At 59.7% G+C, this 15,522-nt stretch carries 18 protein-coding genes; 15 read left to right on the top strand and 3 right to left on the bottom strand.

What is annotated here, in order from left to right; all coding sequences use genetic code 11:
- The first annotated feature begins 10 nt into the window (after positions 1-10).
- From ruvX to CENDO_RS06120, 13 genes are all read left to right on the top strand, one after another.
- Positions 11-535: a Holliday junction resolvase RuvX gene (ruvX, locus tag CENDO_RS06180; protein WP_136141259.1), complete on the top strand. Its 525-nt coding sequence runs from the start codon at positions 11-13 to the stop codon at positions 533-535.
- 80 nt (positions 536-615) lie between these two features.
- Positions 616-1,767 carry an endolytic transglycosylase MltG gene (mltG, locus tag CENDO_RS06175; RefSeq protein ID WP_136142174.1) on the top strand — a complete coding sequence of 384 codons (1,152 nt, stop codon included), beginning with the start codon at positions 616-618 and terminating at the stop codon, positions 1,765-1,767.
- A gap of 277 nt (positions 1,768-2,044) precedes the next feature.
- The gene (locus CENDO_RS06170) at positions 2,045-2,860 is read left to right on the top strand and encodes a shikimate dehydrogenase (RefSeq protein ID WP_136141258.1); all 816 of its coding nucleotides are present in this window, start codon (positions 2,045-2,047) and stop codon (positions 2,858-2,860) included.
- A 96-nt stretch (positions 2,861-2,956) separates the two neighbouring features.
- Positions 2,957-3,388: a prepilin peptidase gene (locus CENDO_RS06165; protein WP_342773396.1), complete on the top strand. Its 432-nt coding sequence runs from the start codon at positions 2,957-2,959 to the stop codon at positions 3,386-3,388.
- Between the two features lie 106 nt (positions 3,389-3,494).
- Entirely contained in the window at positions 3,495-4,718 is a 1,224-nt protein-coding gene (gene aroC, locus CENDO_RS06160) for a chorismate synthase (protein WP_136141257.1), read from the top strand.
- Between the two features lie 3 nt (positions 4,719-4,721).
- A complete protein-coding gene (locus CENDO_RS06155) occupies positions 4,722-5,276 on the top strand; it encodes a shikimate kinase (RefSeq protein ID WP_136141256.1) in 555 nt (184 codons plus the stop codon).
- Between the two features lie 17 nt (positions 5,277-5,293).
- Positions 5,294-6,367, top strand: a complete 1,074-nt coding sequence (gene aroB / locus CENDO_RS06150; RefSeq protein ID WP_136141255.1) for a 3-dehydroquinate synthase — start codon at positions 5,294-5,296, stop codon at positions 6,365-6,367.
- 50 nt (positions 6,368-6,417) lie between these two features.
- A complete protein-coding gene (aroQ, locus tag CENDO_RS06145; RefSeq protein WP_136141254.1) occupies positions 6,418-6,852 on the top strand; it encodes a type II 3-dehydroquinate dehydratase in 435 nt (144 codons plus the stop codon).
- Between the two features lie 200 nt (positions 6,853-7,052).
- Positions 7,053-8,144, top strand: coding sequence for a M24 family metallopeptidase (locus CENDO_RS06140; RefSeq protein ID WP_136141253.1), 1,092 nt, complete (start codon positions 7,053-7,055; stop codon positions 8,142-8,144).
- A 108-nt stretch (positions 8,145-8,252) separates the two neighbouring features.
- Positions 8,253-8,816 carry an elongation factor P gene (gene efp, locus CENDO_RS06135; RefSeq protein WP_136141252.1) on the top strand — a complete coding sequence of 188 codons (564 nt, stop codon included), beginning with the start codon at positions 8,253-8,255 and terminating at the stop codon, positions 8,814-8,816.
- A gap of 14 nt (positions 8,817-8,830) precedes the next feature.
- Positions 8,831-9,415 carry a transcription antitermination factor NusB gene (nusB, locus tag CENDO_RS06130; RefSeq protein ID WP_136141251.1) on the top strand — a complete coding sequence of 195 codons (585 nt, stop codon included), beginning with the start codon at positions 8,831-8,833 and terminating at the stop codon, positions 9,413-9,415.
- Between the two features lie 161 nt (positions 9,416-9,576).
- A complete protein-coding gene (locus CENDO_RS06125; RefSeq protein WP_136141250.1) occupies positions 9,577-10,065 on the top strand; it encodes a TspO/MBR family protein in 489 nt (162 codons plus the stop codon).
- Positions 10,066-10,100: 35 nt separating this feature from the next.
- Positions 10,101-10,961, top strand: a complete 861-nt coding sequence (locus tag CENDO_RS06120; RefSeq protein WP_136141249.1) for a PPK2 family polyphosphate kinase — start codon at positions 10,101-10,103, stop codon at positions 10,959-10,961.
- A 171-nt stretch (positions 10,962-11,132) separates the two neighbouring features.
- On the opposite strand, the gene CENDO_RS06115 is transcribed toward CENDO_RS06120, so the two are convergent.
- The 3 genes from CENDO_RS06115 to CENDO_RS06105 all read right to left on the bottom strand — a co-directional run bounded on the left by CENDO_RS06115 (position 11,133) and on the right by CENDO_RS06105 (position 13,638).
- Entirely contained in the window at positions 11,133-11,651 is a 519-nt protein-coding gene (locus CENDO_RS06115; RefSeq protein ID WP_136141248.1) for a YbjN domain-containing protein, read from the bottom strand.
- Positions 11,641-12,153 carry a YbjN domain-containing protein gene (locus CENDO_RS06110; RefSeq protein WP_136141247.1) on the bottom strand — a complete coding sequence of 171 codons (513 nt, stop codon included), beginning with the start codon at positions 12,151-12,153 and terminating at the stop codon, positions 11,641-11,643. The genes CENDO_RS06115 and CENDO_RS06110 overlap by 11 nt, the downstream gene beginning before the upstream one ends.
- Before the next feature lie 126 nt (positions 12,154-12,279).
- A complete protein-coding gene (locus CENDO_RS06105; RefSeq protein WP_136141246.1) occupies positions 12,280-13,638 on the bottom strand; it encodes a TIGR01777 family oxidoreductase in 1,359 nt (452 codons plus the stop codon).
- Between the two features lie 332 nt (positions 13,639-13,970).
- On the opposite strand from CENDO_RS06105, the gene pyrR reads away from it, so the two are divergent.
- Both pyrR and CENDO_RS06095 read left to right on the top strand, forming a co-directional pair.
- The gene (gene pyrR / locus CENDO_RS06100) at positions 13,971-14,549 is read left to right on the top strand and encodes a bifunctional pyr operon transcriptional regulator/uracil phosphoribosyltransferase PyrR (RefSeq protein ID WP_136141245.1); all 579 of its coding nucleotides are present in this window, start codon (positions 13,971-13,973) and stop codon (positions 14,547-14,549) included.
- A 3-nt stretch (positions 14,550-14,552) separates the two neighbouring features.
- Complete coding sequence (locus CENDO_RS06095; protein WP_136141244.1) at positions 14,553-15,506, top strand: aspartate carbamoyltransferase catalytic subunit; 954 nt, start codon at positions 14,553-14,555, stop codon at positions 15,504-15,506.
- The last annotated feature ends 16 nt before the right edge of the window (positions 15,507-15,522 follow it).

Raw genomic sequence — 15,522 nt, 5'->3', positions numbered from 1 at the left:
GGCACGGGTCATGGCGAAGGTACAACCTGACGCCCCGGGCGTGGATGATCCAGGCCCGGGCCGCCGTATAGGAATTGACGTAGGCACCGTCCGGATTGGGGTAGCATCCTCGGACCGGGATGCGCGCCTGGCCACCCCCGTGGAAACGATTCAACGTGAGACCGGCTTCAAGGATCCCGACAAGGGTGATATTGACCGGTTGCTGCAGCTCATCGAGGATTATCAGGCCGTTGAGATTGTGGTGGGATTGCCTCGAGACCTGCAGGGTAATGGGTCTAAGAGCGTGAAGCATGCCAAGGAAATTGCGTTTCGCATTCGCAGGCGGCTTAATCAAAATGTAATCTTTGGTAATAATCCACCACCTGTACGCATGGCGGATGAACGCTTGACTACCGTCGCGGCTACGGCAGCCCTGAGGGCTTCCGGGGTTAGCGAGAGGAAGGGTCGTTCAGTTATCGACCAAGCGGCAGCGGTGGAAATCTTGCAATCGTGGTTAGACGCCCGTGCCAATGCACTATCTAGCCGCGAGGGCTAAGAAGACCACATTTTGTTGAACCGATACCTGCAGGAGACGAGACTTCAGTGAGCCGTAATACCTCTCGCGTTGATAAGCGCATGGAGCCTGTGTACGTCAAGCGCCGCCAGCGCGGATTGGCGGTCTTCATCGCCTCCATCATCCTGATTGTTGGCGCGGTGGGGTATATCGCTTTCCAGAACCTGCGGGGCGGCGACACGCAAGCAGGTGCCGATTATGAAGGCGAGGGCAACGGGACCGTGGAACTGGTGCAGGTTGCTGAAGGCTCTTCGATGTCCCAATTGGGGCCCGGCCTGGTCGATAAAGGAATCGTAAAATCTGACGGCGCCTTCCAAACGGCGGCGGCTAACAACCCTGACGCGGCCGCGATTCAGCCTGGTTTCTACCGCCTCCAGCAGGAAATGAGCGCCGAATCAGCCGTGGCCGCCTTGCTTAACCCAGACAATAAGGTCGACATGCTGGACGTTCCCGGGGGGCTTACGCTCACGGACGTCAATGTAGTGGGCGGCGACGTGCGCTATGGTGTCTTCTCCCTTATTAACCAGGTGACGTGCAACGATGGGGAGTGCGTTGAGGTAGCCGATCTGGAAAATGTGGCGGCCACCGTCGACCCGGTAGAACTGGGTGCACCGGAGTGGGCCGTGGATGCGGTCCGCGCTCGTGGCAATGACCCTAAGCGGTTGGAGGGGCTGATTGCCCCTGGCCAGTACGTGCTGGACCCAAACATGAGCGCGCAGGAAATCCTTACGGATCTCATCACGCGTTCCACGCAGCGATACAACGAGACGGATATCGTGAACCGGGCCCAGGCTATTGGGCTTTCTCCCTACGAATTGCTTGTTGCGGCTTCTTTGGTTGAGCGTGAGGCGCCCGCGGGGGATTTTGACAAGGTTGCTCGGGTTATCCTCAACCGCCTCGAAGAGCCCATGCGTTTGGAGTTTGACTCCACCGTGAACTATGGCCTGCCTGACGTGGAGTTGGCTACTACCGACGAGGATCGCGCCACGGTAACGCCGTGGAATACCTATGCTAAGGATGGCCTGCCCGATACCCCAATCGCCTCGCCGTCCGATGAGGCAATCGCTGCCATGGAAAACCCGGCGGATGGAGAATGGCTGTTCTTCGTCACCGTCGCTGCCGATGGACGTACCGTGTTCACCAACACTTACGAGGAACACCTCCGCTACGTCGATGAGGCTCTCAACTCGGGCATCCTCGATACCCAACGCTAGGCGGCGCCGGCTGTCCTAACTGTTACCAGGACCTCTTGGCCCCGGGCCTTCTTTGTGGAGGCTTGGGGCCTTGTGTATGCGTGGCGGTGACTTCGCCGAAAATCATTGGCGCGGCGGGGATTCGTCTTGCCATTGAACATTCGCCCTAGGTTCTTGAAGCATTCGAGCTTTAGCGAGAGAAAGAAAAGCAGCGGCCCATGCCGGGCTTTGGGGCGGGTAATAGTAGCGTGGAGGCATAAAAGTTAGCAGTTCGTTCTAATAGCTTCAGGAGAATCCATTGCCACGCGCAGCCGTTTTGGGCTCACCCATTGAGCATTCATTATCGCCCGTCTTGCACAACGCTGGATACCAAGCCTTGGGCCTTGAGGATTGGTCCTACACCCGCTTTGAATGCGAGGCCGCGCAGCTTCCAGAGTTAGTCGACCGGGCGGAAGAGGATTTCGTGGGTTTCTCCGTGACTATGCCGGGCAAGTTCGCCGCCCTGGAGTACGGCACCGAGGTCACCGACCGCGCGCGTCTCATGGGCTCAGCAAACACCTTGGTACGCCTGGAGAACGGATGGCGTGCGGATAATACGGATACAGAGGGGGTTGCGGGAGCTTTAGAAGAGCTACTGGGGGACCGCAGCATCGACCGGGCGATGGTGATTGGCTCCGGGGGAACGGCCCGTCCGGCGATTTGGGCGCTTGGTCAGCGCGGAGTGGCACACATCGATTTGCTCAATCGAAGGGACCGCCGCGCTGAGCTTTCCAACCTGACCGGAACCTTGGGGATTCACGTGGAACCGGCGACGTATCGCGACAATCTCAAAGCCCTCGCACGCAAGGCGGATGTAGTTATTTCAACGGTGCCGTCTGCGGCCCTGGACGGGTTTGAAGAAGACCTTGCCCAGGCGCCGGTGCTTGACGTCATCTATGACCCGTGGCCAACGAGGCTCATCACCGCGGCAGCGGCCGACGGGTACCGTACCGTAGGTGGGCATGTCATGCTGGCCTGCCAGGCGTTTAGCCAATTCGAGCAATTCACGGGCCATGAAGCGCCGCGCGCGGCGATGTTCGACGCGCTTCGAAATGCGCTTGGACGCACCCGCTAAGGGTTATCCACAGGCCGCTCCATAAGGCTCGACGAAGCGGTACCCCACGTGCTTTGCTCGAGTGCATAGGACTTGAACTCGGGGGGAGTAATACACGTGGGGGAATTTTCCTGGTCAATTTCCGTGTTAGCGGGCGTAGCTATTGCGGCATGGATTGCGATGCTGTGCTGGTGGGATGTGAAATTTAGACGCCTGCCGGACTCGCTGACCGTTCCGCCTGCCGTGGGGCTGCTAATTGCCGGTGTCCTTATCCAGCCCATGGCGTTGTGGGGCCTAGTCTGGCCGGCGACGTACCTATTTACCGCGGCCAACGGCGGTGGGCTGGGTGGTGGAGACATCAAGTTGGCGGTACCGCTTGGAATAGCCTGCGCGTGGTGCAACGGCGTCGTGGCCGTGTTTGTCGCTATGTGTGCTGCCTCGTTAATAACCGCGGCGATACTTAGCGCCTTAAGGATACGGGATTGCCCGCACGGCCCCAGCATGTTTGGCGGCGCGCTGATTTCCGTGCTGAGCTGCGTCGTTGCTTAAAAACCCGGACCAGGTTGGGCCAGTTTCCGGTGGGCCTGGGGTGGTTTTACCCCCTAACGGGCCACCCGGCCACGTGATGGGGGAGAAGCATGAAATAATAACGGGCATGCTTCGTTGGACCACTGCAGGAGAATCCCACGGCCAGGCGCTCATAGCAATGATTGAGCACATGCCAGCGGGGGTTCCCGTCACCCAAAAAGACATTGCTTACCAGCTTGCCCGCCGCCGCCTTGGATACGGGCGTGGCGCGCGCATGAAGTTTGAGGCCGATGAGCTAACCCTGCTTTCCGGAATCCGTCATGGATACACGCTAGGTAGCCCTATCGCCATCATGATCGGCAACACCGAGTGGCCAAAGTGGACCACTATCATGTCCCCGGATCCCCTGGATTGGGAAGATGAGGAAACCGCTAAAGCCATGGCCTCCGGCCGCGGCGCAGCCCTTACCCGTCCGCGCCCTGGTCACGCGGATTTTGCGGGTATGGTGAAGTTTGGCCACGATGAGGCCCGCCCGATCCTGGAACGGTCCTCCGCCCGGGAGACCGCCGCTCGGGTTGCCGCGGCTACGGTCGCCCGCAACTTCCTGCGTGAGGTCCTGGGCGTCGAGGTCTTCTCGCACGTCGTTTCCATTGGGGCCTCTGAGCCTTATGCGGGCCCAACCCCCGATTTTTCGGATCTCGACCGGATTGATGAATCCCCGGTGCGAGCCTGCGATAAGGCCGCAGAGGATTCCATGATCGCTGAAATCGAGGCTGCCAAGAAGCAGGGGGACACCCTCGGTGGCGTAGTCGAGGTTGTGGTCGAGGGCCTTCCAGTCGGTTTGGGCTCCCACACCTCGGGCGAGGACCGCCTGGACGCCCAGTTGGCGGCCGCCGTCATGGGAATCCAAGCCATCAAGGGGGTTGAGATCGGTGACGGCTTCAAAGAGGCCCGCCGCCGCGGCAGTGAAGCCCACGATGAAATGGTTCGCTCCGAAGACGGTGTTGCTCGCCTTACGAATCGCGCCGGCGGCGTAGAGGGCGGCATGACCAATGGTCAGCCCCTGATTGTCCGTGCCGCTATGAAACCAATTTCCACGGTCCCACGCGCGCTGAAGACCGTTGATATGGTCTCAGGCAAGCCGGCCACCGCCATCCACCAGCGTTCCGACGTGTGTGCGGTTCCCGCCGCAGGCGTTGTAGCCGAAGCCATGGTCGCCTTGGTACTGGCGCGTGCCGTGCTCGAGAAGTTCGGTGGGGATAACATTGAAGAAACTAAGCGCAACATTGCTGCTTACAAGGAGTACGTAGCGCAGCGTTTGGCTTTCGCGGACGCTGCTGAGGAGGAATAGGTCATGACCGCTCCAGACGCCGTGGCATCGCAGGACCCCGTCAAGCGCGTATCCCGCCCCCGAGTGGTCCTGGTTGGCCCTCCGGGTGCGGGTAAGTCCACCATCGGGCGCAGGCTTTCGCGCGCCCTAAACTGCGGCTTGGTTGATTCAGACCAGTTGATCGAGGAAGCGGAGGGCCGCACGTGCGGTGAGGTCTTCTCCCAGGAAGGAGAGCCTCGATTCCGTGAGATCGAGGCTAACCACGTCGCCCTTGCCCTGCAGTCTGACGGCGTGGTGAGTCTCGGGGGAGGGGCGGTTCTTACTGAGTCCACGCGCGACCTGCTGCACCACCATACAGTGGTGCTCATCGATGTGTCCGCCGAAGAAGGCGTCCGCCGCACCGCAGAGGAAAACACCCGCCCGGTGCTGGCCTCGGCGGATCCCCTAACGCATTACGCGGCGCTTATTGAGGAACGCGCGCCTTTCTACCGCGAGGTGGCAGATTACCGCGCCCGCACGGATGGCCGCAGTCCGCAGCAGGTGGTAGCGGACATTCTGGGATTCTTAGAAACCCTGTAACTAGAGGAGTAGTGCCCATGTCAACCGTCATTGCCGTCAATGGTCCGGCGCCGTATGAAGTCACTATCGGTAGAGGTTTAACTGAATCCATCGTCGAGCGGGTAGCCTCACTTGGAATATCCAAGGTTGGGATTGTCCACCAGCCTGTTTTGGCTGCGCCCGCCCGCCAAATCGCCAAAGAGTGCGAGGTGCGCAACATCCATGTTGAATTGCTGAGCGTACCCGATGCGGAGGCCTGCAAGTCCCTGGACGTCGTGGCGAACCTGTGGGACCGGCTTGGTGATGCCGGGTTTGGACGAAAGGACGCAATTATCGGCCTAGGCGGCGGAGCCACTACCGATTTGGCCGGTTTCGTCGCCGCTACGTGGATGCGCGGTATCAAGGTAATCCAGGTTCCCACAACGCTGTTGGCGATGGTCGATGCGGCGGTAGGCGGAAAGACAGGCATCAACACCGCCGCGGGAAAGAACTTGGTTGGTTCGTTCCACGAACCTGACTCGGTGTTTATCGACTTGGACCGCCTCCGCACGCTACCGGAGGAGGAAATCATTGCCGGATCGGCGGAGATCATCAAGACAGGGTTTATTCATGATCCGGTCATCATTGACCACTACCTGGCGGATCCAGCCGGTGCCCTTGACCCGGAGGGTATCCTTCCTGAGCTCATCGCTCGCTCCGTTGCGGTCAAAGCGCGCGTAGTTGGCGAGGATCTCAAGGAGGCCGGCCTGCGCGAGACCCTTAACTACGGGCACACCTTCGGCCATTCCGTGGAGCTGCGAGAGAACTATACGTGGCGCCACGGGAACGCGGTGGCGGTAGGAATGATGTTTATCGCCCATCTTTCGCACGCGCGGGGGCTCATCGATGACGACCTGCTGGCGAAGCACAGGCTCATTCTGGATTCGGTAGGCCTGCCCACGACGTATGAGGGCGGGCATTTCGAGGAGCTGTACGAAGGGATGACCCGTGACAAGAAAAACCGGGACGGCAATATCCGCTTCGTTGCGCTTACCGGGGTTGGCAGCACCACCCGAATCGAAGGCCCCGGCATGGATGAGCTACGCGCCGCCTATGAGGCGATTTCGGCTTAGCCGCCGCTTCGTATCGCTTATCTTCCACTCTCGCTTAAAAGGACTGATCCGTGAAAATTCTTGTTCTCAACGGGCCGAACTTAAACCGTTTAGGCAAACGCCAACCCGAGATCTACGGTTCCACCACCCTAGAAGACGTCAACAATGAGGTGCGGGCCGAGGCAGAGCGCCTTGGGTTGGCGATAGAGTTTTTCCAGTCCAACCATGAGGGGGAACTCATTGAAGCGGTGCATCGCGCGGCCGATGAGCGGCTGGGCGTCATCATCAACCCCGGTGGATTCACTCACACCTCCGTGGCCCTCCGCGATGCACTGGCCGAGATTGCCGATGGGGCCGGATTCGTCGAGGTGCACATATCCAACGTCCACGCCCGCGAGACTTTCCGGCAGCATTCCTACCTAAGCCCCATTGCCCGGGGAGTCATCGCGGGTCTTGGTACTTACGGATACCGCGCGGCGCTGGGGTATTTCGCGGAACAAAGCTAGCCTTAATGCTCGCCTCACGCGGCAATAAAGCACCTCGACCACCTGCGCGTGCTTAGGTAGCGGCCGGCGCACAACACAGAACGGCAGGGATAACTCGGGGGATAACAAGGGTGCGCGCTAACCCACGGTCCAAAACCTATAGAATCGGTAAAAGCCCGCCTTTGGGTGTGCCCCGGATAGGCTCGTGCAAGGAGGAATAGATGTCTTTAGCCGATACTCGTTACAGTGACCGCCGCCGCAAGCTTGCTTCCAAGCTTGCTGGCAAGCGCGTGGATGGCATGGTGGTAACGAATCTCACCCACATGCAGTACCTCACCGGATTTTCCGGCTCCAACGGAGCGCTCTACATAGATAAGGCGTTGAACGCAAAGGTTGCCACGGATGGCCGGTACACCACGCAAATCGCCCAGCAGGTGCCCGATGTGGAGGCAATCATTGAGCGCGCCGTGGGGCCGGCACTTTTGTCCCGCGTAGAGGGCCCAGCCCGTGTGGGCTTTGAGGCTGAATACATCTCAGTCAGCGAGCGTGAGGCTTTGGAAAAGGCGCTGCCGGAGGGGGTTACGCTGGTCCCCATTACCGGTGTCATCGAAGACATTCGAATCATCAAGGACGCGACCGAGCTGGAAAAGCTCACAGATATCGCCGAGCTGGCGACCAAGGCGCTGGTGGGCATGCTTGAGGCTGGCGAATTGGCTGCCGGCCGCACCGAGCGCGAGGTGGCGGCGGATCTGGAATTCCGCATGCGTATCGCCGGAGCCGATCGCCCGAGCTTCGACACTATTGTGGCCTCCGGTCCAAATTCCGCGCTTCCGCACTATCAGGCGGGCGACCGCGTCCTCGAAGATGGAGACTTGGTCACCATTGATTTTGGCGCCCACCGGGCAGGCTTTAATTCCGATATGACTCGCACCTTCGTTATCGGGACACCGGGCGAGTTTGCCTCTGAGATCTATCAGATCGTCAAACGCGCGCAGGAAGCGGGCGTTAGGGCTTCGGTCCCGGGGGCCCGGCTGGCTGACGTAGACAAGGCCTGCCGCGACGTGATTGAGGAGGCCGGCTACGGTCAATACTTTGTGCATTCCACCGGTCACGGCGTGGGACTCGAGGTCCACGAGCGTCCGGCTGCGGCGCGCAATGCACCCGGCCAGCTGGCTCCCGGAATGACCTTGACCATCGAGCCGGGTATTTATGTCCCAGGCAAGGGGGGCGTGCGTATCGAAGATACGCTCATCATTACTGAGGGCGCGCCAAAGATCATCACGAATTACACCAAGGAACTGGTGTCTTTCTAATCTGCTCCGGTCCCTCACATTTCAGCCGGTCATTCGCTTGATTGTGGGGGACAGTAGTACACTGTCCATTCGAAACTTATAGATGTCAATCCAATGGGAGTTTGATCCGTGGCTGATACCACCGCATTCAAGAACGGTCTTGTACTGAAGATCGATAACAAGCTGCAGCAGATCGTTGAGTTCCAGCACGTGAAGCCGGGTAAGGGCCCAGCCTTCGTGCGTACTAAGCTCAAGGACGTTGTTACCGGCAAAGTAACTGACAAGACCTGGAATGCAGGCGCCAAGGTAGAGACCGCTACCGTTGACCGCCGCGACATGACCTACCTCTACAACGACGGTACGAACTACGTCTGCATGGATGACAAGGACTTCGAGCAGGTAGAGCTGTCCGAGGACAAGTTCGGTGACGCCGCAAAGTTCCTCCTCGAAAACATGCGCGTCCAGGTTTCTTTCCACGAGGGTGAGGCCCTGTTCGCCGAGCTGCCGATCAACGTCGATCTGACCATCTCCCACACCGAGCCTGGCCTGCAGGGTGACCGCTCCAACGGCGGCACCAAGCCTGCAACCCTGGAAACCGGCGCGGAGATCCAGGTCCCACTGTTCATTGAGACCGGTAACGTCGTAAAGGTTGACACCCGCAACGGTTCTTACCTGTCCCGCGTGAACAACTAGGGCTTACGCGTACAGTGTCTGAATCCAAATCGGAATCCAAGGATAAGTTCAAGCGGCATACGGCGCGCTACCGCGCGCGGCGCCGCGCGGCTGACATCCTGTACGAAGCAGAAAGCCGGGATGTAGACCCGGTGGCTATCGTCCAAGATCGCGTCGCCCTAGCACGCGATAATGAGCACGGCGTGGCCCCGATCGCCGAATACACGCAGCAAATCGTCGCGGGCGCAGCAGAGGAACTCGATGTCATCGATGAAACCATCGAGCGTTACCTTTCGGAGGATTGGGAGTTGTTCCGCATCCCCGCAGTGGATCGCGCGATCCTGCGCGTTGGCGTATGGGAGTTGCTGTTTAACCCCGACGTGCCCAAGGTGACCGCGGTAGTGGAGGGAGTAGAGCTTGCCAGCGAGTATTCCACTGACGCTGCGGCCCCATACATCCACGCGGTGTTAGATGACGTGGCTCAGGCCACATCCGCAGGCAACCCCATGGTCGATGCCGCCGCGGATGACTCGGATGAGGCGCCAGAGGTAGCTGTGCCTGATGAGTCCGGGGAAAGTGAAGCCGCCACTAGAACGGATCTACCACCTCAGGGCGAGTAGTTAATCCCGCAGCTTTAGAACAAGATGTTTGCTCAACCCACCGGTGTATGTGCCGGTGGGTTGAGCCATTTGCCAGGCCCTAAGCGAAGGGGTCGGCTGGCCATGCGGTGGTCATCGCGTGCATTCACCTAGGGTGGTAAGAATTCGCGTAAGGTGGTGGAATGCAGAACAAGACAGAAATACTCACCGCCACGGCCGCGGCCGTGGGTGCTAGCGCCGCCGCTGGATCCGTTGCCACGAAGACGGATTCCTTGTGGTATCTCACCCGTAGGAAGCCTGCTTTCCAGCCTCCCGCATGGCTGTTTCCGGTCGCATGGACCGCGCTATACGTAGACATTGCGGCGGTAACCGGGACCACCCTGGTAGAGCTGAAGGAACAGGGCAAGGAAGAGGAATTTAAGCGGCTGGCAGGAGCCTTGGGCCTGAACCTTGCTCTGAATACCGGTTGGTGTTTCCTCTTTTTCCGGGGCAAGAAACCGGCGTTGGCTACCGCTGAGGCAGCGGCTCTCGCGGCTTCAAGCGCGGACCTAGTGCGCCGATGCGTGGAGGTTAAGCCCAAACGCGGCTGGTGGCTGGCCCCATACGCCGCATGGACGGGCTTTGCCACCGTTTTGACTGGGGCCATCTGGTTGAAGAACCGCAAGAAGTAATACGCCGGTGCAAGTGGTCCAGTAGGGGATTTTCCATGACATCTTTCGATGTAGAAGACGCGCTTAAGTTGCGGGCGGGCAAGGATTTTGAGATCGCCAGCCTTGATCCAACTGACACGCCGGGGTTTGATGGCGGTAAAAAGAAGCTCGATAACGCGCTCGATGAACTCGCGGATGAAATTGGCGAGCTTCAGGAAAAGCTTTTCGCCACGGCCCGCGTAGCTGCCGACGGTGACCGGGCCCCGTCCGTGCTTGTGGTCTTGCAAGGCATGGATACCTCTGGCAAGGGCGGGGCAATCCGCCATGTCTTTTCCATGTTTGACCCACAGGGCGTGGACACAGTGGGATTTGGCTCACCTACGGAAGAGGAAAGGAAACATGATTTCCTGTGGCGCATCCGTAAGCACGATCCGGAGCCGGGACGCATCGTAGCCTTTGACCGCTCCCACTATGAGGACGTATTAATCCAGCGCGTTCACGAGTGGGTCGACGAAGAAGAAATTGATCGGCGCTTCGCTGCCATCCGCGATTATGAGAAAGAATTAGCGGATGGCGGGACGCGCATCATCAAGGTCTTTTTCCACATTTCCAAAGAATTTCAGAAAAAGAACCTTATTGAACGCGTAGAGCGCCCGGATAAGCATTGGAAGTATGACCCGGCCGATGTGGCGGAACGTGGGTACTGGGATGACTACATGCACGCCTACGAAGATGCCATCCGTCGCACTGACGAGGACCATGCGCCGTGGTTCGCCATTCCAACGGATAACAAGCGCTACGCGCGTTTAGTACTAGCCCTGCTGCTGCTCAATACCTTGCGTGGGCTGGACCTTGATTGGCCAGAGGCGGACTTCGATCCTGAGGCCGAACTGGCAAGGCTCAAGGCGCTTGACTAAAATCTCCTGTCACCCAACAATCTTCTGTCACGCGAAGTCCGTGACAGGCAAGTAAGAATCCACGTGCGGGGTAACGCCTTCGGGGCTTTTCGCCATAGGTAGCGCAAAGGCGAGAACCTCGGCGCTAGTCCGAGGATCTCGCCCGTGGTCCCCTGCCGCTGGGTGGGCCTTTTAGCCGTCTGCCGGCGCGTAGGCAGAGTCTGGGCCGCCGGTTTCATCGGCCGAGGTCTGGGAGCCCATCTTGGCCATTTCTTCCGCGGTGGCCACCATGGCGTTTTGTGCGCCGATGACGCCATCGACCGCGGCCTTCAGCGCGGAGGAAAGCTGCTCATCGTTGAGGCCGGCCGCGCAAGGGATCTCACGCTCGGTACGCACGATGAGGGTGTCCTCGTAATCAGCAATCGCGGCCCGTGCCCCCATAAGAACGGAGTTGATTTGGTGGGCAGCTAGGAACAGGCCGGCGTCCGCCTGAGAGTACGAGGCATCGGTCGCCACGTCGCAACGGACGATGATTGCGGATTCCAGTACTGCGAAGATGACTGGAAGGCCGTTGAGGTTGCACGTGGCCATCTGCGATTCCTCGGTGGTGTCTAGTTCCACGTCGAAGCTTTTCATCGCCTCGCTCACCCGCTCGATGGTCACGCGTGGCAGAGCGTTGGATGCGTCTAGTTGCGCGTCATTATGCGTCATGGTTGTGCTCCTCCCAAGTCACGAGCTGCGGATACTGGGACTCGATGTAGGTATAGGCCTGCATGATGGCGTCCAGGGTGGACATGGTAAAGGCGCCAATTTGATTGCGGCTCATTCCGTTACCAACGTGGACCTCGCGTACTGCGGAGACGGCGAGGCCTTCATTGCCGGATTCCAGGAAGCGCAGGGTGGGCGTGTAATTTTCGGTGTTCCACTGGTTGGTCAGCTGAAGGACCTTGGGCCCTTCAGACTTAGGGACTACGCCGCGCCAAATGGAATCAATGATTAGGGTCTCACCGCGCAGCTGCATGAAGATTGCGGTGTTGGAGAAACCGGTTCGCAGCACCGTGACGGACTCTTCGCCGGCGTCGTGGCTTTCGATGCGGTACTGCAGGTTCTCGGAGTCCAAGATTGAGCCGATGCGCTCGAGTGTTAGCTCGGCTACCGGGGAGTCTGGGTAGACCCCGTCGTCGGTCGGCTCTGGGATGGGTGGGTTAGTCACGTAAGAGGTTTCCAATTCTATTGACGGATGACATTTCGTACTCGACCCAGCATAACGAACATCATCACTGAGGTCAGGAAATGGGTCTGTCTACTCCTGAGCGCATCCGCCGGTAGGCGGTTAGCCTTAAGCGCGTTGAAGCTCCTCGCCGCCCAGTTCGTGGGCTAGCGCCTGCTCGATGGTGGGGAAACGGAATGTATGCCCGCGGCCTGCCAGCATCGCGGGTATTACCTTTTGGTCCGCGAGGGCCAATTCCTGGGCGCCCTCCTTGCCGAGCAGTATGCGGGGGCCTAGCGCGGGAATAGGCACAACCACCGGGCGGTGCAGGGCTTTACCCAGAGCCTGGGACATGTGTTTGTTGGTGACCGGGTGAGGCGCCGCGGCGTTGATAGGTCCTTCGAGGCGGGAATCGAGAATGGAAAGCATGTAAATGTCCGTCAGGTCATCCATGGCGATCCAGCTAAACCAGAATTCGCCATCGCCGAAGGAACCGCCAAGCCCGGTGGAAAACAGGGTTCGAAGAACGGGAAGCATGCCCGAATTGCCGGCGAGGACCACGCCGGTGCGGACATTGACCACCCGCTTTCCCGCATTCGCGGCCGGGGCGGTGGCGTCCTCCCAGTCCTGGACCAAGTCGGCGAGGAAACCGGTGCCGGCTGCGGAGCCCTCGTGGAGTTCCTCATCACCGCGGTCGGACCCATAAAAACCGATGGCGGAAGCTGAGACCATGGTGCTCACCGAGGGGCTGTTTGCTACCAACTCCGCGAGCCTAGTGGTAGGAGCGATTCGCGAGTCGCGAAGGGCCTTCTTGTGGGCCTCATTGAAGCGGCCGAATATCGGTTCACCCGCTAGGTGCACCAGTACATCCACGCCCTCTAGGAGATCCTCGGAAGGTCGCGCTGGGTTCCACAAGCGCTGGCTGGGCTTCGGGTTGGAACGAACCAGCTGGATGACCCTATGGCCGGCGGTGGTCAGCTGTGCGCTTAGGTTGCGGCCCACGCCGCCGCGTGAACCCGTGATGGCCACCGTAAGCTTGTCGCCTTCGCCATGGAGCCCGGCCTCGCGCAGGCGATTGAGGAATGAAATGTCCTCAATGAGCTGCTTTTGGCGGTAGGCAAACACGCCTTCCACCAACCTAGAGGGCACGCGGGAGTGCAGGGTATCGGTCACCAAACAATTGCCGTTGCCCGAGTCGGCGAAACGGTGGTCATGGCGCCAGTGGGCGAGTTTCCTCATCGGGGCATCGATGCAGACGTCGGTAAATGCATAGCCGGCCCGGTAGCGGGATAGGTCGTGCCGAGCGGTCCAGCGAAGTCCCGCGGGCAGACTGAAGATCGTCGTGCCGTCAGATAGCCGGTTGGCCTGCTGGACGGGTGTCATCGGCACGAAGGGAGGAGTCAACCGCGCCACCGCACCTACGCGTGTGTGCCAATCCCAAACCTCCTCGCGGGAGGCTGGAACCTCATGCGTCGCGCTAAATCCCACGATGTACCTCCTATAGGTGCGGTGCTTTAGCTTGGGGCCGCGGCCGAATAGGGGGCTGCAAAGCCCCGCGTGGCTCGGGTTCCTCACCGCGTTTAGTAGTGGGGGCCAATTCTACATAAACCGCCCGGCCGGCGGTGCGGGAAGCATCCGGCGAGATTTGCTTCCCATTGCCTGAGGCAAACCTCTGCGGTAGTGGGAAAGGGGTGCTACAGTGAGGGCAGCATCTGGGCCAAGGAACGCGGTGCGATCCGCTTCCGCCGAATGGCCCGGAGCAACCACCATGAAAGATTTCCTTTAAAGGACCGCACTGTGAGGCGGGGAAGGAGGTCACGATGAGTGAACACGGCAATAACGCTACCGTCACGGAGCTGCTTAGCTCCGATGATGTTTCGCGTACCGTCGCACGCATCGCGCACCAGATTATTGAAAAAACGGCGTTAGATTCCGATGACGCACCCCGCGTTGTCCTGCTTGGCATTCCCTCTGGTGGCGTGCCTTTGGCTGGGCGTCTTGCGGCCAGGATTGAAGAGTTTTCGGGTTGCCCGGTTCTGCACGGCTCCCTGGATATCACGCTCTACCGCGATGACCTGCGCAATAGGCCGCACCGCGCGTTACAGCCCACCACCATCCCGGCCGGGGGTCTCAACGGCGCCACCGTGATTTTGGTTGACGATGTTCTCTATTCCGGTCGCACCATTCGCGCTGCACTGGACGCTATTTCCGATTTTGGCCGCCCTGAGGTTATTCAGCTGGCGGTCCTTGTTGATCGTGGGCACCGCCAGGTCCCAATCCGCGCCGATTATGTGGGCAAGAACGTGCCCACCTCACGCGATGAGGGAATCGAGGTCCAGATCGCGGAACTTGACGGCAAAGATGGCGTGGTCTTAATTCGTGAAGCTGAGGGGGCATAAACTGTGAAGCACCTTTTGGATATCGCGGATCTCAACCGCGACGAAATAGTTGGCCTGCTGGATGAAGCGGACCGTTTCCGCGAGGCCCTAGACGGCCGCGAGATGAAGAAGCTTCCCACGCTGCGTGGCCGCACCATCTACACGCTGTTCTATGAGAATTCCACCCGCACCCGTTCCTCATTCGAGACGGCGGGTAAGTGGATGAGCGCGGACGTTATTAACCTTTCGGCTTCAACGTCCTCGGTTAAGAAGGGGGAGTCCCTTAAGGACACCTCGCTTACCCTTGCGGCCATTGGGGCCGATGCCATCATTATGCGCCACCCTTCCTCAGGTGCGGCGCAGCAGGTCGCGCAATGGGTTTGCCCCGATGGCCAAGGGCCGTCCGTAATCAACGCCGGCGACGGGGCACATCAGCACCCAACTCAAGGCTTGCTGGATGCCGTGACTATGCGCCAGCGCCTGGGCATAAGTGGCGGTAATTTTGACGGCCTCAAGGTCAAAATCGTGGGCGACTGTCTGCATTCTCGCGTGGTGCGCTCCAATGTAGACCTACTGTCCACCCTAGGGGCGGAGGTGACACTCGTGGCTCCGCCTACCTTGTTGCCGTTCGGTGTGGAGAACTGGCCGGTCAAGATCTCCTACGATTTTGACGCAGAGATTAGCGACGCGGATGTGGTCATGATGCTGCGGGTGCAGCAAGAGCGCATGAACGGTGGGTTCTTCCCGTCCCACCGGGAGTATGCCACCCTGTATGGACTGTCCAAGGAGCGAGCATCGCGGATGCGTAAGGATGCCATCATCATGCACCCAGGTCCCATGCTGCGCGGCATGGAGATCAACTACGCAGTGGCCGATTTGGATGAGGCGGCGGTGTTGCAGCAGGTGAACAACGGTGTGCATCTGCGGATGGCCGTGCTTTTCACGTTGCTCGTCGGCGGCGAGAATGCCGGATTCTAAGAGGGAGAGATTGATG

Source organism: Corynebacterium endometrii (assembly GCF_004795735.1).
GTDB classification, from domain to species: Bacteria; Actinomycetota; Actinomycetes; order Mycobacteriales; family Mycobacteriaceae; genus Corynebacterium; species Corynebacterium endometrii.
The sequence above is the reverse complement of the archived record's forward strand: the minus strand, read 5'-3'. Positions and strand labels throughout refer to the sequence as shown.